General features: G+C 54.3%; 20 protein-coding genes. 5 read left to right on the forward strand and 15 right to left on the reverse strand.

The window, feature by feature from the left end; genetic code table 11:
- Positions 1–178: 178 nt before the first annotated feature.
- The 7 genes from J7J49_RS16210 to phnD all read right to left on the reverse strand — a co-directional run bounded on the left by J7J49_RS16210 (position 179) and on the right by phnD (position 8,330).
- The gene (locus tag J7J49_RS16210; RefSeq protein ID WP_215094044.1) at positions 179–2,314 is read right to left on the reverse strand and encodes a methyl-accepting chemotaxis protein; all 2,136 of its coding nucleotides are present in this window, start codon (positions 2,312–2,314) and stop codon (positions 179–181) included.
- 11 nt (positions 2,315–2,325) lie between these two features.
- Entirely contained in the window at positions 2,326–4,197 is a 1,872-nt protein-coding gene (locus tag J7J49_RS16215) for a methyl-accepting chemotaxis protein (protein ID WP_215094046.1), read from the reverse strand.
- 124 nt (positions 4,198–4,321) lie between these two features.
- Entirely contained in the window at positions 4,322–4,750 is a 429-nt protein-coding gene (locus J7J49_RS16220; protein WP_215094048.1) for a host attachment protein, read from the reverse strand.
- A 133-nt stretch (positions 4,751–4,883) separates the two neighbouring features.
- Positions 4,884–5,693 (reverse strand): phosphonate ABC transporter, permease protein PhnE, encoded by an 810-nt coding sequence (gene phnE, locus J7J49_RS16225; RefSeq protein ID WP_215094050.1) that lies wholly within the window; start codon positions 5,691–5,693, stop codon positions 4,884–4,886.
- Positions 5,687–6,499: a phosphonate ABC transporter, permease protein PhnE gene (gene phnE, locus J7J49_RS16230; protein ID WP_215094052.1), complete on the reverse strand. Its 813-nt coding sequence runs from the start codon at positions 6,497–6,499 to the stop codon at positions 5,687–5,689. The genes phnE (J7J49_RS16225) and phnE (J7J49_RS16230) overlap by 7 nt, the downstream gene beginning before the upstream one ends.
- Positions 6,486–7,280 (reverse strand): phosphonate ABC transporter ATP-binding protein, encoded by a 795-nt coding sequence (gene phnC, locus J7J49_RS16235; protein ID WP_064235679.1) that lies wholly within the window; start codon positions 7,278–7,280, stop codon positions 6,486–6,488. Before phnC ends, phnE (J7J49_RS16230) begins: the two co-directional genes overlap by 14 nt.
- A gap of 57 nt (positions 7,281–7,337) precedes the next feature.
- The gene (phnD, locus tag J7J49_RS16240) at positions 7,338–8,330 is read right to left on the reverse strand and encodes a phosphate/phosphite/phosphonate ABC transporter substrate-binding protein (protein ID WP_215094054.1); all 993 of its coding nucleotides are present in this window, start codon (positions 8,328–8,330) and stop codon (positions 7,338–7,340) included.
- Between the two features lie 173 nt (positions 8,331–8,503).
- Between phnD and J7J49_RS16245 the strand changes: the two genes are divergently transcribed.
- Complete coding sequence (locus J7J49_RS16245; protein ID WP_215094056.1) at positions 8,504–9,103, forward strand: histidine phosphatase family protein; 600 nt, start codon at positions 8,504–8,506, stop codon at positions 9,101–9,103.
- 53 nt (positions 9,104–9,156) lie between these two features.
- Complete coding sequence (locus J7J49_RS16250; protein ID WP_215094058.1) at positions 9,157–10,620, forward strand: sensor domain-containing diguanylate cyclase; 1,464 nt, start codon at positions 9,157–9,159, stop codon at positions 10,618–10,620.
- A 39-nt stretch (positions 10,621–10,659) separates the two neighbouring features.
- Here J7J49_RS16250 and J7J49_RS16255 read toward each other — a convergent pair whose 3' ends face one another.
- The 7 genes from J7J49_RS16255 to hemE form a co-directional block, all read right to left on the reverse strand.
- Positions 10,660–11,052: a RidA family protein gene (locus J7J49_RS16255; RefSeq protein ID WP_007112377.1), complete on the reverse strand. Its 393-nt coding sequence runs from the start codon at positions 11,050–11,052 to the stop codon at positions 10,660–10,662.
- A gap of 177 nt (positions 11,053–11,229) precedes the next feature.
- Positions 11,230–11,958, reverse strand: coding sequence for an amino acid ABC transporter ATP-binding protein (locus J7J49_RS16260; protein ID WP_040480329.1), 729 nt, complete (start codon positions 11,956–11,958; stop codon positions 11,230–11,232).
- Positions 11,959–12,093: 135 nt separating this feature from the next.
- On the reverse strand, positions 12,094–13,194 hold the full coding sequence (locus J7J49_RS16265; RefSeq protein ID WP_064235675.1) for an amino acid ABC transporter permease: 1,101 nt from the start codon (positions 13,192–13,194) through the stop codon (positions 12,094–12,096).
- Between the two features lie 15 nt (positions 13,195–13,209).
- Entirely contained in the window at positions 13,210–14,400 is a 1,191-nt protein-coding gene (locus J7J49_RS16270; protein WP_215094060.1) for an amino acid ABC transporter permease, read from the reverse strand.
- A 102-nt stretch (positions 14,401–14,502) separates the two neighbouring features.
- On the reverse strand, positions 14,503–15,528 hold the full coding sequence (locus tag J7J49_RS16275; RefSeq protein ID WP_064235673.1) for an amino acid ABC transporter substrate-binding protein: 1,026 nt from the start codon (positions 15,526–15,528) through the stop codon (positions 14,503–14,505).
- Positions 15,529–15,813: 285 nt separating this feature from the next.
- Positions 15,814–16,680, reverse strand: a complete 867-nt coding sequence (gene speE / locus J7J49_RS16280; protein ID WP_064235672.1) for a polyamine aminopropyltransferase — start codon at positions 16,678–16,680, stop codon at positions 15,814–15,816.
- Positions 16,680–17,792, reverse strand: coding sequence for a uroporphyrinogen decarboxylase (gene hemE, locus J7J49_RS16285; protein WP_215094062.1), 1,113 nt, complete (start codon positions 17,790–17,792; stop codon positions 16,680–16,682). The genes speE and hemE overlap by 1 nt, the downstream gene beginning before the upstream one ends.
- A gap of 262 nt (positions 17,793–18,054) precedes the next feature.
- On the opposite strand from hemE, the gene ribA reads away from it, so the two are divergent.
- From ribA to cheZ, 3 genes are all read left to right on the forward strand, one after another.
- Positions 18,055–18,690 (forward strand): GTP cyclohydrolase II, encoded by a 636-nt coding sequence (gene ribA, locus J7J49_RS16290; protein WP_064235670.1) that lies wholly within the window; start codon positions 18,055–18,057, stop codon positions 18,688–18,690.
- Between the two features lie 45 nt (positions 18,691–18,735).
- Positions 18,736–19,410 carry a PAQR family membrane homeostasis protein TrhA gene (trhA, locus tag J7J49_RS16295; protein WP_215094064.1) on the forward strand — a complete coding sequence of 225 codons (675 nt, stop codon included), beginning with the start codon at positions 18,736–18,738 and terminating at the stop codon, positions 19,408–19,410.
- Between the two features lie 281 nt (positions 19,411–19,691).
- Positions 19,692–20,378, forward strand: a complete 687-nt coding sequence (gene cheZ, locus J7J49_RS16300) for a protein phosphatase CheZ (RefSeq protein ID WP_064235668.1) — start codon at positions 19,692–19,694, stop codon at positions 20,376–20,378.
- An 84-nt stretch (positions 20,379–20,462) separates the two neighbouring features.
- Here the strand turns inward: cheZ and J7J49_RS16305 are convergent, their stop codons facing one another.
- Entirely contained in the window at positions 20,463–21,086 is a 624-nt protein-coding gene (locus J7J49_RS16305) for a glutathione S-transferase family protein (RefSeq protein WP_215094066.1), read from the reverse strand.
- Positions 21,087–21,144: the final 58 nt, after the last annotated feature.

Genomic DNA, 21,144 nt, shown 5'->3' on the forward strand with positions numbered 1-21,144 from the left:
TCATGCTATCGGCATTGATGAATGCGACTTTAGGTGTATGTTTGTGTTTGTCTAAGTTCGTTAAGGAAGGAGGTGCGTGCTAGATACAGTTATGTTTATAAAGGCAGCATATTTATAAAGGAGCCCCAAAGTGAGGCCCCTTTAGGTTAAGGACGATGATTGGAGATGGTTGTGCCAATTACCGGTGAGTAGTGTCGAGTCTCCCTGTTGGTAGCTGCGTTGCATTTGGCAATGCCCCGAGCGATGAGCTCGGCTCTTGTTCGCTCAATTTGAAGCCGCCCACAAGCGAAGCTAAATTATCTGCTTGAGCGTTCAACTGCTCAGCGGCAGTCGTTGATTCTTCAACAAGTGCAGCGTTTTGCTGGGTCATCTGATCCAAGTCGGAGACTGCAATACTGACCTGGCTAATACCATCACTTTGTTCTCGCGCTGCTGTACTGATATCGCCTAGCATCTGAGTGATTCGGGTAACGCTATCGGCTAGCTCATGCATAGCGGTTTCAGCACCGCGAACCATTTGGGTGCCGCTTTCTACCTTCCCCGCCGATGTATCAATGCGTTGGCGAATATCTTTAGCCGCATCGCTACTGCGACCAGCCAATTGGCGCACTTCATCGGCCACTACCGCGAAGCCCCTGCCGTGTTCGCCAGCACGGGCGGCTTCTATGGAAGCATTAAGTGCCAATAGGTTCGTTTGGAAAGCAATGCCATCAATCACGCTAACAATGTTCTGAATTTCATTGGAGTTAGTGCGGATCTCATCCATCGTCGACACTACCTGTTTAAAGGCGCCGTCGGTACGTGAGGCTAGCTCGGAAGCCGTTTGAGAAAGCCCGCTCGCTTCCTGTGAAGCTTGGGTCGTGTGTCCAATAGTGCTACTAATTTGCTCCATTGCCGTCGATGTTTGCTGCAAGCTTGCTGCGGCCTGTTCAGTGCGCCGTGATAGGTCGTGGCCGCCTTGAGTAATCTCATTGGCTGCGTGGTTGACGGCTTCGCTACTGCGGCGAACATCCAGCAGAATGGTCTGAATTTTTTCTGCAAAAGCATTGAACTGCGCAGCCACCGCGGCACTTTCATCACGCCCATGTACCGGGAGACGTTGGGTAAGGTCACCATGGCCTGAGGCAATCTCTTCCATGCGGCTGGCGAGTCGCTTAAGAGGCCGCGCAATGCGCCCGCCGATCCACCATAGCGCTGCCACACCCAGTGCTGCTAGCAGCAACCCTACCACCGTCATGCCCAGCGTGTTTTGCTGACGCTGCTCGCTGAGAACGGTTTGTAGCGCACTCAACTCAGCAAGCGCAACATCTTCAGGGAGCTGGAGAACCAGCACCCAGGGTTGGCTGGAATCACCAATAGTAATAGGCTGATAGCGCTGCAGTAGACCATCGCTAACGCTACTTTGTAGGCTACTTTGCTCTGATGCCTCTCGGATACCCGCGAGAATAGTGCCGCTAAGGGATTTACTGGCAGGCGAGCCCAGACTCTCTTCGCCTGCTGTATCGGCTACTAGCCCCCCGCTTCCCGCGATGAGTGCCATGCGCCCGGCCCCGTTGTAAAGCGCTTGATTGGCGTCGCTTAGCAGGGTTTGGATAAAGTTAAGGGAGAGGTCTACCCCCGCAACGCCACGAAACTCGCCATCCACCAAAATGGGCGCATTAAACGAAGTGACCAGCTGCGTCTCGCCGCCATAATCATATGCAGCCGGATCGATAATGCAGGAAGCTAGGGTTTCTCGAGGGCAAAGATAGTATTCGCCCTCACGAACGCCGCTAGGAAGGCGCTCTTCACTCTCCATGGTATCGCCCAGCGGCAGCACTGCCAGCGTCCCATCATCGGTGCGGTACCACCAGGGCATAAAGCGGCCGCTGCCGTCATGGCCGTAACGCTCATCGCCAGCGTAGCGCTCGTCATCCCCAAAGGCGTTTGGTTCCCAACCAATAAATGCATCTAGAAGCGTTGGATTAGTGGCGACTGTTTGGCGAACCAGATTCGATAACTGGCGGCGGTTAAGGTATAGAGAACGCCGACCCTCTTCGTCCTCCATGCCCATCAAGGCGTTGGTGGTCGCCAACTGGTGGGCGATTGTCATAGCATTGTTTAGTTCGCGCTGAATGCGCCCGCCCTCTGCTTCGGCAATAGCATCCAAGCGCGCATTCAATGCGCTTTCCATCAATGCGCTGGTATGTTCATTCACCGTTTGCTGGGTGCGGGCCGCGGCGAACAGGTTATAGATGACTAACGCAGCCACAATCGTGAGCAGGCAGGGGCCCGCAAGTGCGACGACGAAAGAGCGTAACGAGCGAAAATGCATAGCGTTACCCCTTAAGTAATGTGATGGCGGCGGTTGTCATGTGCTTGATACTGCACTTGCAGGGCAGGTGCCGCGGCGTGAGACAGCTTAAAACTACTTATAGTGCCAGCCAGATGATCGGCCTGCTCTTTTAGCTGCTCAGCAGCGGTCGTGGACTCCTCCACCATGGCCGCGTTTTCCTGGGTCATGCGATCCAGTTCTGCAACCGCGATGTTGACCTGATTGATACCGTCGCTCTGCTCGCTAGTGGCCGCGTTGATCTCCTCCAAGACATCGGTCACGCGGGTAATATGCGCGACGATATCCTGCATGGTAGATCCCGCATTACGAACTAGAGTGGTGCCGTTATTCACCTTGGTTTGTGAGTCTTCTATCAGCTTTTGAATATCGTTGGCGGCATCGCTGCTGCGTCCGGCTAGCTTGCGTACCTCGTCGGCCACCACGGCAAAACCACGGCCATGCTCGCCAGCTCGAGCGGCTTCCACCGAGGCGTTAAGCGCCAGCAGGTTGGTCTGGAATGAAATGCTGTTCATTAAGGTGACGATGTCACCGATCTTATCAGAGGCACGGGTGATGTCTTCCATCGTTGTCACCACATTCGCCACGACTTTTCCGCCTTCGTTCGCCACGTCAGAGGCGGTCTGAGAAAGCTTATTGGCCTCTTTTGCAGATGCCGCCGTGTGTTGAACCGTACTGGTGATTTCCTCTATCGATGCAGAGGTCTGCTGCAGGCTAGCGGCCGCGTTATCGGTGCGACGGGATAAATCCTGGCCGCCCATAGCGATCTCATTGGCCGCGTGGTGGACGGATTCACTGCTGGTGCGCACATCTATCAATACGGTTTCCATTTTGCCCACAAAGCGGTTGAAGGCCTTGGCAATTTGCGTGACCTCATCATTGCCCTCTTCGGGCAAACGTCGAGTTAAGTCACCCTCTCCCGAGGCGATATCATCCATTGCGTTACGTGCAACCAACAAGCGGCGCAGCAGCAGTGAAAGCAGTAAGCCAAATACTACCGCAGTGATCGCGGCCACGATCAGCAGTGTGATTATCGACGTCGTGGCTATCGCGCGCAGGCCAGCGGTTGCCTCGGCTTCATCCAGCGCGACAACCAGTTGCCAATCGCTATTGCCACCAACAGGTCGGCTAAGTAATAGCTTGCTGCTCTCCTCAAGAGTTATTTGTTGGGGGTTAGTAGCGGATGCAAGCTGTTGTAAGTAAGCGGCGTTTAAATCATTACTCAAGGTGGTAGATGGCTCGAGTGTAAACTCACTATTGGGATGGGCAACTAGTGTGCCATCACCCGTTACCAGGAAACCGAAGCTGGAAGGAGTAGGAGATATACCATCAACTATGGCCACCATATTGCTGATGTTTACGTCGGCGCCTATTACCGACTGTAGCTCATTGTTTTGGTAAAACGGCCGGGCAAAGGTAACGACAAGGTCGCCGCTTTGGGCATCAACATAGGGGGCAGTAACAATGGTATCTTCGGATTTTTCAGCTGCTTGATACCACGGACGCATGCGAGGATCAAAATCTGCAGGTGGCTCCCACCCATCGAAGAAAATTGTTTCACCACTTTCGGCATAACCTATATAAGTGGCCATGAAATCGCCAGAGGTCGTTAGCTGGCGCAGTGCAGCACTAGGGTTGCTACTAGCGGCAGCTTCTTCCATACCCGTTAGCATGGTGCTACGCGACTCCATCCATTCGTTGAGCGCGCTGCTATTGCCGCTAACCACGGCGTTAAGGTTACGGGTTATTTGCTGGTCATTATGGTGTTTTACCGTGGTGTAACTGGCAATGCCGTTAATTATCAGAGCGAGGGTGATCGCCACTAATGCGGCTAATAAAATACGTGCTCGGAGGGTGGATAGCATGGTCGCTCTCGACGTAGAAGTGCATGTCAGTACTCGGGGAAGGTACCGTTTGTAATGTCTTCTAAGCTATCGGCGAGAGCGACCCTTTCTTTAGTGTTGAATGAGGGTGAAGTGTTAGATATTCCTAGCGTAAATCACTAACCGCCTCTTGGATATCGGCCAGTGACGCTTTACTTAGATCTTTTGATAGGGAATGAATCACTAGCTTCTGTGTGGGGCCATCGAGTTTATCGCGTAAAAGCCCCAAAAATTTAGGCGGCGCCACCATAATGAGCTTTTCCATACTGTTGCCTACTCGAGCGCTGTAAAGTCGTTGAGCGACCTCTTTCGCAAATAGCTCGTTTTCGTGCTTAGTAGCCGCCCCCTCTTCGCCGGAAGAGCGTGCCGTACTGGACATCGACTCGTGCACATCACCGCGATGGTCGGTGATCAAATCACCTTCATGCAGCCGCCCTTCTGCGTGAACCAGGCTCTCCTGTTCCGCCAGCGTCAAGGCATCACGGGTAAAGATACGTGCGCGAGCGGCGTCGGCTACCACGATATAGGTTGTCATCGCTGTGCATACTCCATGTCGTTGATGGTCATTTAACCATGGCAAGCGTTTGGCGTTAGGTCAAACACTTGCCATGGCTTAAGCAACTGGTTCTAAGCAACTGGTTCTGAACAACTGGTTCTAAACAACGGGGCTACAGCACTTTGCGACGCAGCAAGCTGGTGACCGCTTCACCGATCAGCACTAGCACAATAATGGCAATCAAAATGGTCGCGACGGTAGGCCAGGCGAAGGTGTCAATTGCACCCTGTAAAATCACGCCAATCCCCCCCGCGCCAACTAATCCAAGCACGGTTGATTCGCGAATATTGATATCCCAGCGCAGGATCACAATGGCAAAAAACGCTGGCATGACTTGCGGCACAATGGCGTAGGCGACCACCTTGGCCTTGGAGGCTCCGGTGGCTTCCATCGCTTCCACCGGGTTGCGGTCAATCTCTTCAATCGCCTCACCCATCAGCTTGCCGATAAAGCCAATGGAACGAAATACAATGGCGAGAATGCCCGCTAACACGCCAGGGCCAAAAATCGCCACGAACAGCAGTGCCCAGATAATGGTATTTACCGAGCGGCTGGAGACCAGAATAAAGCGCCCTAGCCACAGGCAGGCGCGGTTAGGTGTGGTGTTCTGGGCGGCAATGTACGCCACCGGTAACGCCAGGAAAATCGTTAGGAAGGTCGCCAGAGTGGCAATATGCACGGTCTCAATCAGTGCGGCGATGATGCCGTTTAACCCAGCGGGGCTGGGTGGCCACATGCGCGCCCCAAGCGCCGAGATCTGATTGGGCGCATCCCACACCCAGGGCCAGAAAATATCAATATCGCGCACCGCCCAAACCACCATCATCAAGGTGGCTAAAAGCACGCCATAACGGATAAGGAGCTGTTTACGGTCGTGGCGTTGCCAAACCCGGTCAGCAAGCTGCTGTGCATGATCTACCATATTTTTTTCCTTACCCAGCCGCTGACACCTTCGCTGAGCAAAATGACGGCGATGATAATGAGTAGAATCGCAAAGGCGAAATCGTAATCGTAGCGTCCAAAGGCGTTCATTAGCGTACCGCCAATGCCACCTGCACCGACGATCCCGACCACCGCCGAGGCGCGCAAATTACTGTCCAGTTGGTACATGGAAAGCCCAACTTGACGTGGCAGTATCTGCGGGAAAACGGCATAAAACAGAATGGCGATATAGCCCGCACCAGCGGCTTTCATAGCCTCTACCTGCCCCCAGTCGATCTCTTCTATCTCTTCGGCAAGCAGCTTGCCTACGAAGCCAATGGAGTAGAGCGTTAAGGTGAGAATGCCCGCTAAGGGGCCAAAGCCCACGGCGGCCACAAACAGAATCGCCACAATCACCGGGTGGAAACTGCGCGATATGATAATCACCGCCCGGCCAATAATATAAATTGGCATGGGCGCAATATTACGCGCAGCCATTACAGCAAAGGGAATCGACAGAAAGACCCCCAGTAGCGTCGCCAAAATAGCGATTTGGAAGCTCTCTTTAAAGCCTGTTAACAGTAGCTCGTAACGCTCAAGATTGGGCGGGAAGCCACCGCTAAAAATACGTGCGGCGCGGGGCAACCCTTCAGAGATACGCGCCCAGTTGAAGGGCAGTGAGCCAAAGGCCCATACCAGGTAGACCACCGCCACCAGGATCAACCCGTAGCGCAGCACTGGGTTGGCAATAAACGGCGGCTTTTTCCAAGTACGGGGTGCTGTGGAATGAGCGTCAGGCGGAGTCATGGGTGTGCTCCTCTGGCGTATCCGTAATTGCATCGTCCGGTGCGTCAATCCCCCCGTAGATGGCATCCAGTGCGTCTTTGTTGAAGTCGGCAGGCGCACCATCAAAGATCATCTTGCCGTGGCGTAGGCCCACAATACGCTCGGTATAAGTTTTGGCCTGAGCAACGTTATGGATATTGATCAACACCGGCAGCGACAGCTCGCTGGCCAAGCTTTGCAGCAGCACCATAATCTGCTCAGAAGTGCGCGGGTCTAGCGAGGCGGTGGGCTCATCGGCGAGCAGCACTTCAGGTTCCTGCATTAGCGCGCGAACGACGCCTACCCGCTGGCGCTCGCCGCCGGAAAGCTCATCAGCACGCTTGTTGGCGTAATGCGCAATGCCCACCCGCTCCATCAGTACAAAGGCACGCTCAATATCGGCCTGGGGGTAACGACGTGAAATCGCTTGGTAGAGATTGACGTAACCCAACCGCCCGGCTAGCACGTTCTCCATCACGGTTAAGCGATCCAGCAGGTTAAAGCCCTGGAAAACCATGCCGATTTTGCGGCGTGCGCGGCGCAATCCAGCGCCTTTAAGGTTCACCAACTCATTGCCGTTGAGTTTGATAGAGCCAGATGTGGGCTCTACCAAACGGTTAATGCACCTCAGCATAGTGCTTTTGCCGGCGCCTGACGCGCCTACGATAGAAACAACGCTGTTTCCCTCTACCTTGAGGTCAAGCCCTTTCAGCACGGCTTCATCGTGGCCATAGCGTTTGACCAGATTGGTAATTTCCAGCATGTGTCCGCTTCCATCGTCGAGAAAATAACCGCACCGCCGGTGGCGATGCGTTAGGTTTTACTCTTCCAGGTTTTCTGGCGTATAGCTCACGTTATTAGCGGCTTGGATGGTGCGAATCACCTGCCAATTATCTTTGTAATTGATCGGAATAAATTTCTCGACGCCCTCAAACTCTTCACCCAGCTCGGTGCCAATAAAATCAAAGCTGAAGAAAGCTTCTTCAATTTTTTCGACTAAGTCTGGGTGCAGATTGTGCGCGTAGTTGTAAGACGTGGTGGGAAAACGGTCGGATTCGTAGATCAGACGCACGTCTTCTTCATCGTAAAGACCGCGTGCGGCCATCCGCTCTACCACTTCGGAAGCGACCGGAGCCGCATCGTAATCCTTGGCCACTACGCCCAGCATGGATTGGTCGTGGCTACCTGAGTAGACCACTTCGTAATCTTCGTCGGGGGTGATGCCAAGTTCAGGCAGCAGTGCGCGGGGCGCTAAGTTACCCGAGTTAGAGGTGGGTGAGGTGTGGGCAACGCGCTTGCCTTTGAGATCCTCAACTTCATGAATATCAGAGTCAACGTGGGTAAACAGCTGCAGGGTATAGCCAAACTGACCGTCATCAGAGCCCATTAACGCAAACGGCACCGCACCGGCCAGGTTCACCGCAAACGGCGTGGGGCCGGTGGAGAAACCGGCGATATGCAGCCGCCCGCTGCGCATCGCTTCTACTTGGGCAGCATTGGACTGCACCGCAAAGAAGCGCACATCCCGCTCAGTGACGTCTGATAGGTGGTCAATAAAGGGCTGCCAAATATCTGAATAGATGGCCGGATCCTCTACGGGGGTGTAAGCAAAAATCAGCGTATCAGGATTGGCCCATTCAGACTCATCGGCGGGGCGATCAGCGACCATATCGCCATTCTCATCGCAATATATAGCATCTAAAACGCCGCGCTCACATTCAGCTTGGGCGTGGGTAGAGAGCAGGGTAAGTGGTAGCAGAGATATAGCGGTAAGCATCGCAAGCGGGCGCTTGCGGAAGAGCGAAGTTGTCATGGTAAGCCTCATCTGTGCGTTATTGTTGTGTTCTTGCTATGCATCAAACTGTGTTTCCTTTGCTGCGTTTTGCCACTCGTTAAAGCGAGAAATGTTTCATAAGTGGACATTTGGCGCGAAGGATGATTATTTTCGAAAGCAGACACTTTCAATCTAGGGTTTGTGACGAACTTATGTCAAATACTTTACAGGCGCCTTACGACCATTGGCGCAACCGCTATTTACTAATCCGCCACGGCCATAGCCAAGCCAATCAGCAGGGCGTAATTGTCAGCTCGCCGGAGCGCGGTGTGGCGGAGTTCGGTCTTTCCGAGTTGGGCGAGCAACAGCTTGCCCAGAGGGTTGCCGACTGGCAGTGGCCGACACCCACGCTTGTCGTGCACTCGGATTTTCTGCGCACGACGCAAACGGCTGCCCACATTGCCACTGCGTTTGGGCTCACCCCAAGCGTGGAAACACGTTTGCGAGAGCGCCATTTTGGCGAGTTTGAAGGGCAGAGTGACGATCGCTACGCCAGCATATGGGCGTTAGACGCTGAAGATGCCGATCACCAGCACCATGGGGTAGAGGCGGTGAGTTCGGTGGCGGGCCGCATGCAGGCGGTAATCGCTGAGTGGGAGCAAAAGGCCAGCGGTGAAACTATTGTGCTGGTCAGCCACGGCGACCCACTGCAGATTCTGCTCACCGCGCTGGCGGGGAAGGTGCTGACGGCCCACCGTGAGCAAACGCCGTTAGCGCCCGCGAGCATCACGCTTTATGGGCGTAGCGTGTAATCCCTCAAGGAGGCTGTGTGGTAGCCTCAAAGAAAAAGTAACGAGACACTACTATGCCTGCTCCTTTCTCGCCGGATGCGTCGAGCCTACTAAAAGCCCTCTCTATCGGCAGCAGTGCCTTGATAGATGAGCATTTTTGGAGCGATGGCGTCGATCAACTGCTGGCAGCGCTAGGGGAGGCGTCGGGTGTTAATCGGGTGTGGATATTTCAAACCATAGAGCGCAACCCAAACGGTGTCCTGCAGGATTTTGTTTTTGAGTGGGCATCTGCGTCGCACTATCGTGAGCGGACGCAAAAGCGCTTTCGCTTTTTTACCACGCTGATTGATGATGACGAGTATGAAGAAATGGTCAATCGTCGCGAGCGAGGTGAACCCCACACCTGTATTACCTCGCGGGTGGCCCCTGGTACGCTGCGCGATAATTTAGAAAGCCAGTCGATACAGTCGATGGTCACCGTGCCCATTATGGTGGATGGCCAGTGGTGGGGCACGCTGGGTTTTGACGACTGTGAACGCGAAGTTGACTGGGAGGGAGCGGGGTTACAGGCGCTGGTGATTGGCGCTGAGCTGATCGCCTCGGCTATTTATCGTCAGCAGCTTACCCGCAGGCAGCGTCAGGTTGATCTGCTGCAGCAGGTCGCCGCCTGTGGTACCTGGGAGATCAACACGCGCAGCGGTGCTACCTGGTGCTCTTCGGCGTTGCTGCTGTCGCTGGGGTATCCTGGCGATTACGCTAGGCTCCCGCTGCGTCGCTTGCTGGCTCATGCCATGCCCGCAGACCGTCTACGCGTATTTGGGTTGATACGCGAATGTCAGCAGCGCCTGCAAACCCAATGCCGTATTGATGTGCAGCTTAGGGTAGCGTCGGGTCATTGGCGCTGGCATGAATTGGTGATGGAGAGTTACTACACCGCTGATGGGTATTTGGCGCGGATCGGCGGCTTGGTCATCGATATTAGCCAACGCAAAAAAATCGAAGAGCAGGCCTGGGTGGCGGCGGAGTTTGACGCCTTGACCGGCACGCGTAATCGACGTGGGCTGGCTAATCACTTAGCGCAGCTCCAAGAATTTGATTCAGCTGCAGATTATTATTTACTGATGATTGATATTGATTACTTCAAGCATATCAATGATCGCTATGGCCACCCCGCGGGGGATTCCCTGCTGGTGGAGATGGCAAAGCGTGTACATGAACTCCTGCGTCCAGAGGATTGCTTGGCGAGGCTTGGCGGTGAAGAGTTTGCCGTTACGGCGGGTGAGTTATCCCACCAGCAGGTGGTGGAACTGGGTGAGCGTATTCGCGAACGCATAGCCCAACAGCCGTTTTATCTGACGGCGGGGGATGCACAAACACCCACCATGGTGACGCTCACTGTCAGTGTTGGCATTGCGCCCTTGGCGCTCTCCAGTGATTTAGACCAGAGTCAGGCAGTGGCCGTCGGCCAGGCTGACCAAGCCCTCTATGCCGCTAAAGAAGCGGGACGCAATCGCGTCGTAGCGTACTGGCAGCCGTGAAAAAGACGCCTGACAAGGGGTTGCTTACTGCTACAAGGTTTACTGCTGAGACGGTGGAATCCAAGCAATCATATCGACTTCTACATCTGCACCGCCCGCTAAACCAGTAACCCCAATGCAGGTGCGAGTGGGTAACGGCTGCGGGAAGTAGCTTGCGTAGACCTTATTCACCTCTTCAAAGTGGCCCATATTGGTGATAAATACCCGGGACTGCACCACATATTCGAAGGCGCTGCCGACTTCTTCCAACACAATCGCCAGGTTCTGCATCACCCGATGGGTCTGTTCGGTGAAGGTGCCCAAAAGCATCTCGTTAGTTTCGGGCACCGTCGGCATTTGCCCAGTGATAAACACCAAGTCGCCTACCCGACAGGCGTGGGAAAAGGGGGCGATGGGCTGAGGCGCGCGGTCAATAAACAGCTTTTCAATCATGTGTTTATCCTTTTTTGACTGTTTTTAATACCTGTTTTTAATAACTGTTTTTAATAGCTAGTTGTAATAGCCGTTTGTAATAGCGGCTATTTTAAACGACTGCTCAACATCATGGGCCTCCAGTGAGGCCCATGATGAGGTACTTATCCACAGCTACTTTGTTGCTAGGGCTGTGTATTAATGCCCGAGGATCTGACTTAGGAACAGCTGAGTACGCTCGGATTGTGGGTTGTTGAAGAAGGGTTCAGGTGCGTTTTCTTCAATAATTTGACCCTGATCCATAAAGATGACCCGGTCAGCCACTTGTTTGGCGAAGCCCATTTCGTGGGTCACGCAGATCATGGTCATGCCCTCTTCCGCCAGCTCCACCATAACGTCGAGCACTTCTTTGATCATCTCGGGGTCGAGTGCTGAGGTGGGCTCGTCAAACAGCATCACGTCAGGGTGCATGCACAGCGAGCGGGCAATCGCCACCCGCTGCTGCTGGCCACCCGAAAGCTGCCCTGGGTATTTAGTCGCCTGTTCGGCAATGCGTACCCGCTCCAGATATTCCATCGCCAGCGCTTCGGCCTCTTTGCGGGGTTTCTTTTGTACCCACATTGGCGCGATACAGCAGTTTTCCAGCACTGATAAGTGCGGGAACAGATTAAAGTGCTGAAACACCATGCCGACACTACGGCGAATCTGCTCAATACGCTTAACGTCTTGGGTTAGCGGTATACCGCCCACCACGATTTCACCTTTTTGATGCTCTTCAAGGTGGTTAATGCAGCGAATCAGCGTTGATTTACCCGACCCCGAAGGGCCGCACACCACGATACGCTCGCCGCGCTTCACCTCAAGGTAGATATCCCGCAGTACGTGAAAATCGCCGTACCACTTGTTAACGTTGCGCATCTCGACCATTAGGTCAGAAGTACTGGTGTCAGACGTACTGGTTTCAGAGGTGTTTGTGGCTGCTTGTGTCATGTTGAAATCCTACTTAAAACGTAATGAGATGCGGCGCTCGCTCTTGAACTAGCGATTGAACTAGTACCTGAGCTAGTGCTTATGGCCGGTGTTTAGCTTGCGCTCTAAATACTGGCTGTAGCGCGACATGCTGAAACAGAAGATCCAGAACACGAACGCGGCGAATACATACCCCTCGATAGAGAAGCCCAGCCAGCGCGAGTCGGAAAGCGCCGCTTGCACAATGCCCAACAGGTCAAACAGCCCGATGATCATCACCAGGGTGGTGTCTTTAAACAGCGAGATAAACGTATTAACGATACCCGGAATCATCATTTTTAGCGCTTGCGGCATCACGATCAGCCCCATGCGCTTCCAATACGTCATCCCTAGCGCTGCGGCGGCCTCATCCTGCCCTTTAGGAATCGCCTGCAAACCACCACGAATGACCTCGGCCATATAGGCGCTTTGGAATAGCGTCAGGCCGATCAATGCACGCACCAGGCGATCAACGCTGAGTTCTGACGGTAGGAATAGCGGCAGCATCACCGAGGCCATAAATAGGATGGTGATGAGCGGCACACCGCGCCAAAACTCGATAAAAATCACGCAGAAGGTTTTGACGATGGGCATGTTCGAGCGTCGCCCAAGGGCGAGCACGATGCCAATAGGAAGCGCACCAATCATCCCCACGCTGGCCAGTAGCAGGGTCAGCATCAAACCGCCCCAGCGGTGGGTGGAAACACGTGGTAGGTCGAAGTAGCCGCCGTGAAGCAGCACGTAGGCGATTACCGGGAAGATCAGCAGCGCAAAGAGTGCCATCCAACGCTTGAACGGCAGGCGCGGGATGACCATCCAGGCAATAATGCCGGCAAACATGGCAAACACGATGTTGGCGCGCCAATATTCGCTGCTCGGATAAAGGCCGTACATAAACTGAGAAAAGCGCGCATTGACGAATACCCAGCAGGCGCCTACTCGTGAGCAGTCTTCACGGCTATCGCCCACCCAGTCGGCATCAATAAACGCCCACTGAACCGTTGGTACCACCAGCAGGTACAGTACATACAGGCCCAGCAGCGTAAAGATGCTGTTGATAGGGCCGTTGAACAGATTGCCGCGTAGCCAGGCAATCGGGCCAATGGTGCCTTTAGGAGCCGGGCGCTGAGGTATGGTTTCTTTATTGTGAATCATGGGGTCGCCTCCGGCCTAGCGTTCAACTAGCGCAACGCGAGCGTTGAACCAGTTCATGAACATGGACACCAGCAAGCTGATGATCAGATAAACCGCCATGGTCATGGCAATTACTTCGATGGCCTGACCGGTCTGGTTGAGCGTGGTACCGGCGAAAACCGAGACTAAGTCGGGGTAGCCGATGGCGGTGGCCAGTGACGAGTTTTTAATCAGATTGAGATATTGGCTAGTGAGCGGCGGAATGATGACGCGCATGGCCTGGGGGATGACCACCAAACGTAACACTAATTTGCGCGGCAAGCTCAATGCCTGGGCGGCTTCCGTTTGGCCATGGGGAATGGCCTGGATGCCCGAGCGCACAATCTCAGCAATAAACGATGCGGTATAGATAGACAGCGCCAGCCACAGGGCCAAAAATTCGGGGATGATGGTGATACCACCGCCGAAGTTAAAGCCGCGCAGTACCGGCATCTCCCAGGTGACCGGGACACCGGTGGCCACCAATACCAGCAATGGCAGGCCAAAAATAATCACCAGCGACATCCAGAAGACCGGCAGGCGCTTCCCGGTGGCTTCATGGCGGCGCTTGTTCCAAATGACCAGTGCAATGCTGGCAATGATTGCCACCACAAAGGTAGCGGGGATCAGCCCAAATCCAGACTCAAACAGCGGTTGGGGCAGGTACAGCCCACGCACGTTCAGGAAAATGGCTTCGCCAAACGCCATACTTTCCCTGGCGCTAGGTAGCGTCCGCAGTACCGCGAAATACCAGAAGAAGATTTGCAGCAACAGCGGGATATTACGAAACGTTTCGATATACGCGTTGGCTAGCTTAGCGATTAGCCAGTTGGGCGATAGTCGCGCAATACCGACAATAAAACCAATAATCGAAGCCGCTAACACGCCTAGTCCGCCCACTAACAGCGTGTTGAGCAAGCCGATAATGAAGGTGCGGCCGTAGGTGCTTTGGGAGGAGTACTCGATTAAGGTTTGACCAATACCAAAGCCTGCTGTGTTGCCCAGGAAGCCAAAGCCTGTCGTGATGCCGCGAGCATTCAGGTTGGCTTGGGTATTGCCGATAATATAGATCAGGAAAGCCGCAACAACCGCGACTAAAATGAGCTGAAAAATAAGTGCGCGCTTAGCGCGGTCTCGCCAAAACGGCGGCTTTTGGCCGGCGGGGCGAGCGTTAGGTCTTACAGACATGGGTGGCGTCTCCGCGATACGGAAGGTCAATCAGATGGCCCGCCTATTCCCTTTTAACAGAAACCTGTGAAGAGGGCGGCGGGCCGGGGTCAAGCGAGACGCTTAGCGAATCGGGGGAGCGTACTGGAAGCCGCCGTCGTTCCACAGGGCATTTACACCGCGCTCAATTTCCAGCGGAGAGTCCATACCCACGTTACGTTCGAAGCTTTCAGCGTAGTTACCGACTTGGCTAATGATGTTGTAAGCCCAGTCCGCTTCAAGACCCATGCCCTCGCCATAGTTGCCGTCTTGACCAAGCAAGCGAGCTACATCGGGGTTTTCAGAGCTGAGCATCTCTTCCGCGTTTCCGCTGGTCACGCCGTACTCTTCTGCGTTAATCATCGCAAACAGCGACCATTTCACGATGTTGAACCAAGTGTCGTCACCCTGACGAACCACAGGGCCCAGCGGCTCTTTGGAAATAACGTCAGACAGGATCATTGACGCTTCAGGGTCATCAAGCTGGATACGCAGTGCAGCTAGCTGAGAAGTATCAGATGTCAGCACGTCACAGCGGCCAGCTTGATAACCACCCACAGTTTGCTCAGAGGTATCAAATACGATTGGGTTGAATTCCATGTCGTTAGCACGGAAGTAGTCAGCCAGGTTCAGCTCTGTAGTGGTACCTGATTGAATACAGATGGAGGCACCGTCGAGCTCATCGGCACCGGTAATGCCCAAATCGCGAGAGACCATGAAGCCTTGGCCGTCGTAAAAGTTAACGCCGGTGAAGTTCAGACCCAGGGTAGTGTCGCGGGTGGTCGTCCAGGTTGTGTTGCGTGACAGAACATCAACTTCGCCAGACTGCAGGGCGGTGAAGCGCTCAACGGCGTTAAGGGAAATGTAGTTAACGGCTTCTGCATCGCCGAGTACCGCTGCCGCTACTGCGCGGCAAACATCAACGTCCAGGCCCTGCCAATTGCCGTCGTCATCGGGTGCGGAGAAGCCCGGCAAACCATCGCTCACACCACACTGAACGGCGCCACGCTCAATCGTATCTTCCAAGGTATCGGCTTGAGCAGTCGCCATTCCCGCTAGGCTAAGTGAGCCAGCGGACGCTAGCAGCGCTAGGTGTTTTTTATTGAACATTTAGTTTCCCTCGAAGTTATTGAAAATCAGCTATTGAAGATCAGCTATTGAAATCAGTCGCTGAAATCAGTAATTGGTATCGCTATGCATGCCGTAGCATGTAACTAAACCTAGCAAGGAAGATGCCAACAAGGGTACAGGCGTTAATTCAGCGCTTTTCAACGCTACTCAACGAATTCAAGACGAAGGTCTAGGTGCAAAAAAGTTACCGCTCAACTCGCTTTGCACCTTTATAGGGCAAGCTGAGGTGAGCGGTAACAGAAAGGCGGGCAATCGGAGTGCGGTTTATTCGCTTGCGAATGCCCTGCGCATAAACGGCGGTAGGGCGAGCGCGCCACGATGGGCTTCAACGCTGTAGTACTCAAGGGGCAGGTCGTGGCTGGCGGCCGCCTGTTCGCGGAACGTATTCACATCGGTGGCTTTACCCGCCAATGTCACGCTCCACCAGCCTGAGGGGTAAACAGGCTGCGGGAAAGGCAGTGTGGCAACGCTGTTGAAACCCGCTTCAAGCATATCGTGGCGTAATTCACGAATGATCGAACCCGTGTGGTAAAGCGGTGATTCGCTCTGCTGCACCATCACGCCGCCGCTTTTCAAAATACGATGGCAGCGCTTTAAAAAGTCGGTTTTGAACAGCCCTTCAGCAGGCCCAACCGGGTCGGTGGAGTCGATAATCAGTACATCAATGCTCTCATCAGGTGCATCGTCGACCCACTTGACGCCATCAGCGAACAGCAACTCGGCGCGCGGGTCGTTATTTGCTTCTACCAACGACGGGAAAAAGCGTTCAGACGCTTTGGTAACTTCTTCATCGATATCAATTTGGGTAACTTTCTCTACGCCTGGGTGGCGGAGCACTTCTTTTAGCGTGCCGCAGTCGCCGCCACCGATAATCACCACTCGCTTGGGATCCTGGTGGGTAAACAGTGCCGGATGAGCGATCATCTCGTGATAAAGAAAGTTATCGCGATCGGTCAGCATCACGCAGCCATCCAGCACCATCAGGTTGCCGTAGGTCTCGGTGGCGTAAACCTCCAGGTGCTGGTACTCGCTCTGCACATCCAGCAGCTTTGCAGAGATTTTTAGTGAGAAAGCGCTGCCGTGGCTATCGAAGACTTCGGTAAACCACTGGTCGTCGCGTAAATCGCTCATCAATTGGCTCCTGAATGCTGTGCATTTGTGTGCGTCGGAATATCGCGGTGATACTGCGGACTTAGCTCGTGCAGCGCCTCCATAAAGGCGGTGACGTTATCGGGGTTGGTAAACTGGCTGATGCCGTGGCCCAGGTTAAACACATGGCCAGGGCCGTGGCCGTAGCTTTCCAGCACGCGAGCCACTTCAGCACGGATAGCTGAGGGGCGGGCAAACAGCACGTTGGGATCCAAGTTGCCCTGTAGCGCTACCTTGTGGCCAACGCGAGCGCGCGCATCGGAAAGCTCGGTAGACCAGTCGATACCTAGCGCATCGGCACCGGCACAGGCGATATGCTCAAGCCACTGGCCGCCGTTTTTGGTGAACAAAATCACCGGTACGCGGCGTCCCTCGTGCTCGCGAATCAGTCCGGAAACGATTTGCTCCATGTAGCGCAGCGAAAATTCCAGGTACGCGGGTGTAGACAGCGCGCCGCCCCAGGTATCAAAAATCTGCACTGCCTGGGCGCCCGCTCGGATCTGCGCGTTCAGGTAGTCAGTCACCGCGTGGGCCAGGGTATCCAGCAACTGGTGCATGGTATCCGGCGTATCGTAGAGCATGGTTTTCAGATGGCGGAAGTCTTTGCTGGAACCACCCTCGACCATATACGTCGCCAATGTCCAGGGGCTGCCGGAGAAACCGATCAGCGGCATACGGCCATTCAGCTCGCGGCGAATGGTCGACACTGCGCGCATCACGTAATCCAGGTCGCGCTCGGCGTCGGGTACGCTGAGTGCGGCGACCTCTTCCGCGGTGCGCACAGTTTTACGAAATTTGGGGCCTTCGCCGGTTTCAAAATAGAGCCCCAGACCCATGGCATCGGGAATGGTTAAAATATCTGAAAACAGAATGGCGGCATCCAGCGGGTAGCGCTCCAAGGGCTGCAGGGTGACTTCGCAGGCCAGATCATGGTTGCGGCACAAGTCCATAAAGCTGCCTGCATCGGCACGACTGGCGCGGTACTCCGGCAGATAGCGGCCCGCCTGGCGCATCATCCACACCGGGGTGCGGTCGACGGGCTGACGCGCTAGCGCGCGAAGGAATCGATCATTTTGCAAAGGTGTAGGGGTCATAGATACTTGCTCTTAAGAAATTTGCCCGCATCGTACTTGAAGCCGTATCGGGGAACGTATGAACGCAATTGTACTTGAAGATAGCCATTAGAGCGGCGTACTCGATGGCAAAAATCGTCGCACCCAGTCAATTTTTCTCGCCTAATTAGCCGATTTTAGCTTCTTCGCCAGCGTGAGGCGTGCGCCGCTTCCTGTTAGAATACTGGCCCACTTTGCCAACACTGGTGTGGTTAACTGGTTTGGTCAATCAGCGAGGTAACCTGTGACCATTCGCTTCATTGCCGCTTCCCGGCTGCCCACGCCCTGGGCAACATTTACTATGCATGGCTTCGAAGATGAGGCCACTGGCAAGGATCATATCGCCCTAACGCTGGGTGATGTGACCGGCGACGAGCCGGTATTGGGGCGGGTACATTCCGAGTGTTTGACGGGCGATGCGCTGTTTTCCATGCGCTGCGACTGCGGCTACCAATTGCAGGAAGCGCTTAAACGCATCGCTGAAGAGGGCCGCGGCGTACTGTTTTATCTGCGCCAGGAAGGGCGCGGTATTGGCCTGTTAAACAAAATTCGCGCTTATCATCTGCAGGATCAAGGCGCCGATACGGTTGAGGCCAACGAACAACTTGGTTTTGGCGCCGATATGCGCCGCTACGACCTGTGCGTACCGATGCTCAACCACCTGGGCATTACGTCGTTAAGATTAATGACCAACAACCCGCGCAAAGTAGACGCGCTCACCCGCGATGGGGTGAACGTGGTGGAACGCCTGCCGATCACCACCGGCTTGAATCCCCATAACGAGCAGTACCTCTCTACTAAAGCGGGTAAGCTCGGTCACATGATGGCGTTGGATGATTTCACCCATGCCAGCGATGTGGATATTGAGCGTAAGGGGTGATAGAAGGAGTGCTATTAAAGAGGAGTTCGTTAGGAGCGCTCTAGAATGAAAACCGTATGTGAAGAGCAGGGCGAATTCAGCATCGTTGAAGAGTGGCTGCACAGTATCACCCACGGTATCGGTGCCGTGCTTAGCCTGGTGGGGATGGTGGTGCTGCTGGTGGCCGCGAGCTTCGCTGCCCATGTTGACCCGTGGAAAATTGTCAGCCTGAGCCTCTACGGCATCACGCTGGTTCTGCTGTATACCGCTTCGACTCTTTACCACGGCATCCCTCATCGGCGCTGGAAGCAGCGCTTTCAGCTACTGGATCACTGCGCGATTTATCTACTCATCGCCGGGACTTACACACCCTTTTTACTCGTCAATATGCGCGGCACTACGGGCTGGGTCTTGTTTGCCGCCGTATGGTCGTTGGCGCTCCTGGGCATTGCCTGCATACTGCTATGGCCTCAGCGCTTTTCGGTATTACGCGTAGCGATTTATTTACTCATGGGCTGGATGATCGTGCTGGCGTCAGGCGAGCTGGCCGCCAGCTTATCGAAAACCGGTATCGTCCTGCTGGCCGCAGGAGGAATTACCTATACGCTAGGGGTTATCTTCTACGCCGTGCGCGCTATTCCCTACAACCACGCGATTTGGCACCTGTTTGTGATTGGCGGCAGTGTCTGTCACTACTTTGCCGTTTATAGCGCCGTTCTTCCGCACGCTTCGGCTGCTTAACGGTTAATAGCTTGTTTTCGAGCCATTACCTACTTGAACCTGCGTGACAATTAGACAGCTTTTAGGGTATGAAAATACCTGTAACTCGCAGAATCTTTCTATTAACTAAGCGTTAAACTTAAGTTTTAGGATATTAAGCCGAAAGTAGTATTGGGGTTTGCTGCTGACCTGGATGTTATGTAGCGTCGAACGGCCTTAAAAACCACAGCGGGTTCGTATAGTGATGTCTATCACCACACCCAAAACGACATTCAATAAGATTTTCCAACAAGAGGATTGTCATGAGCACTGTTAACAACGCCCACGACACGACCATGCCGTCGGTACTGGGCAAAAAAGACAGTACTGATGAGATGGTGCATCGCATTGGCCACTTAACGCGCCTGCTGCGGGACAGCATGAAAGAGCTGGGCTTAGATCAGCAGATTACACAGGCGGCGCAAGCGATACCGGATGCCAATGACCGGCTCAACTACGTTGCCTCAATGACGGAGCAGGCCGCAGAAAGGGCATTGAACGCCGTTGAGCGGGCGCAGCCAGTGCAAGATAGTCTTGAAGAAGAGGGCGCGGCGCTTAATAAGCGCTGGCAGGCAGCGGCAGCCAAGCTCGCCGCGGTAGAGGGTGACCCTCAGCTTGTCGAGGATACCCAGCGCTTTTTGAGCGATAAGCTGCCCGCCGCAACGGGGGCGACGCAAAAAGAGCTGCTTGAAATCATGATGGCCCAGGACTTCCAGGATCTCACTGGCCAAGTGATTAAGAAAATGATCGAAGTCATCAAACTCATCGAAGAGCAGCTTGTTCAGGTGTTAGTCGATAATGTGCCCAACGTTACCGATGGCGTTAAACTTGAAGATGATCGCGATGAACATGCCAAACTGCGTAATGGGCCACAGGTGGGTAAAGACAAAACAGATGTGGCAACAGGGCAGGATCAAGTAGACGACCTGCTTGATGAGCTTGGTTTTTAGCGGACGACTAGCCTGGAGCACACACAACCGTTGCCGCGCACTGACAGCAACGGTCTTGAAGCGTTTTGATGCCGTTGGTTCTGATTAGCCCTTCGCTGCTGCCTGCTCTCTTTCCATTGCCCTTGTCATCGCGGCGCGCTGAATATGGCGCTCGCGATAAGCCATCAGCGGTTCGGGTAAGCGGTGCTTCATGCTGATTGCCCAAGACAAGGTATGGGTTAAAAACAGATCCGCGAGGGTAAAGGTTTTACCCACCAGGTTTTCTTGCCCGTTATAGCGGCGCTCTAGTGCGCTTAGCGCACGCTGAAACTCCCAAGCGCAGGTCGGCAAAATAGCGGGAACCCGCCTATCTGTGGGCAGGGCAAATTTATGTTTGGCCTGATTCCATAATGGCTGCTCAATTTCCGTGACAATAAAGCTGAGCCACTGGTCGACCTGAGCGCGGGTGGCGGGGTCGCTGGGTAGTAACGAGTCATCACCGTACGTCTCGGCTAAGTAGCGGCAAATCGGTGCCGACTCAAATAGCGTTAGCTCTCCATCCTCAATCACCGGTACCTTGCCGTCCGGGTGTCGCGCCAAATGCTCGGCTGTTTGCCCCTCGCCTTTATCCAACGCCACGTGCTGGCACTGATACTCAAGGCCTAACTCTTCAAGCGTCCACGCTGCGCGTAGCGAGCGGGAGTGGGGGAAAGTGTATAGCGTGATCATGGCGTGTTCCCTGCTGACAGTAACAATGGAAACTTCAATCTAGCGGGCGTTAGTGACA

This window comes from Halomonas sp. ISL-56, from assembly GCF_018612805.1.
In the GTDB taxonomy this organism is placed as follows: domain Bacteria; phylum Pseudomonadota; class Gammaproteobacteria; order Pseudomonadales; family Halomonadaceae; genus Vreelandella.

What these genes read in the sequence shown, in the direction of transcription:
- J7J49_RS16210 (WP_215094044.1), bottom strand. Translation starts at nt 2,314, where the DNA reads ATGCATTTTCGCTCGTTACGCTCTTTCGTCGTCGCACTTGCGGGCCCC.
- J7J49_RS16215 (WP_215094046.1), bottom strand. Translation starts at nt 4,197, where the DNA reads ATGCTATCCACCCTCCGAGCACGTATTTTATTAGCCGCATTAGTGGCG.
- J7J49_RS16220 (WP_215094048.1), bottom strand. Translation starts at nt 4,750, where the DNA reads ATGACAACCTATATCGTGGTAGCCGACGCCGCTCGCGCACGTATCTTT.
- phnE (WP_215094050.1), bottom strand. Translation starts at nt 5,693, where the DNA reads ATGGTAGATCATGCACAGCAGCTTGCTGACCGGGTTTGGCAACGCCAC.
- phnE (WP_215094052.1), bottom strand. Translation starts at nt 6,499, where the DNA reads ATGACTCCGCCTGACGCTCATTCCACAGCACCCCGTACTTGGAAAAAG.
- phnC (WP_064235679.1), bottom strand. Translation starts at nt 7,280, where the DNA reads ATGCTGGAAATTACCAATCTGGTCAAACGCTATGGCCACGATGAAGCC.
- phnD (WP_215094054.1), bottom strand. Translation starts at nt 8,330, where the DNA reads ATGACAACTTCGCTCTTCCGCAAGCGCCCGCTTGCGATGCTTACCGCT.
- J7J49_RS16245 (WP_215094056.1), top strand. Translation starts at nt 8,504, where the DNA reads ATGTCAAATACTTTACAGGCGCCTTACGACCATTGGCGCAACCGCTAT.
- J7J49_RS16250 (WP_215094058.1), top strand. Translation starts at nt 9,157, where the DNA reads ATGCCTGCTCCTTTCTCGCCGGATGCGTCGAGCCTACTAAAAGCCCTC.
- J7J49_RS16255 (WP_007112377.1), bottom strand. Translation starts at nt 11,052, where the DNA reads ATGATTGAAAAGCTGTTTATTGACCGCGCGCCTCAGCCCATCGCCCCC.
- J7J49_RS16260 (WP_040480329.1), bottom strand. Translation starts at nt 11,958, where the DNA reads ATGGTCGAGATGCGCAACGTTAACAAGTGGTACGGCGATTTTCACGTA.
- J7J49_RS16265 (WP_064235675.1), bottom strand. Translation starts at nt 13,194, where the DNA reads ATGATTCACAATAAAGAAACCATACCTCAGCGCCCGGCTCCTAAAGGC.
- J7J49_RS16270 (WP_215094060.1), bottom strand. Translation starts at nt 14,400, where the DNA reads ATGTCTGTAAGACCTAACGCTCGCCCCGCCGGCCAAAAGCCGCCGTTT.
- J7J49_RS16275 (WP_064235673.1), bottom strand. Translation starts at nt 15,528, where the DNA reads ATGTTCAATAAAAAACACCTAGCGCTGCTAGCGTCCGCTGGCTCACTT.
- speE (WP_064235672.1), bottom strand. Translation starts at nt 16,680, where the DNA reads ATGAGCGATTTACGCGACGACCAGTGGTTTACCGAAGTCTTCGATAGC.
- hemE (WP_215094062.1), bottom strand. Translation starts at nt 17,792, where the DNA reads ATGACCCCTACACCTTTGCAAAATGATCGATTCCTTCGCGCGCTAGCG.
- trhA (WP_215094064.1), top strand. Translation starts at nt 18,736, where the DNA reads ATGAAAACCGTATGTGAAGAGCAGGGCGAATTCAGCATCGTTGAAGAG.
- cheZ (WP_064235668.1), top strand. Translation starts at nt 19,692, where the DNA reads ATGAGCACTGTTAACAACGCCCACGACACGACCATGCCGTCGGTACTG.
- J7J49_RS16305 (WP_215094066.1), bottom strand. Translation starts at nt 21,086, where the DNA reads ATGATCACGCTATACACTTTCCCCCACTCCCGCTCGCTACGCGCAGCG.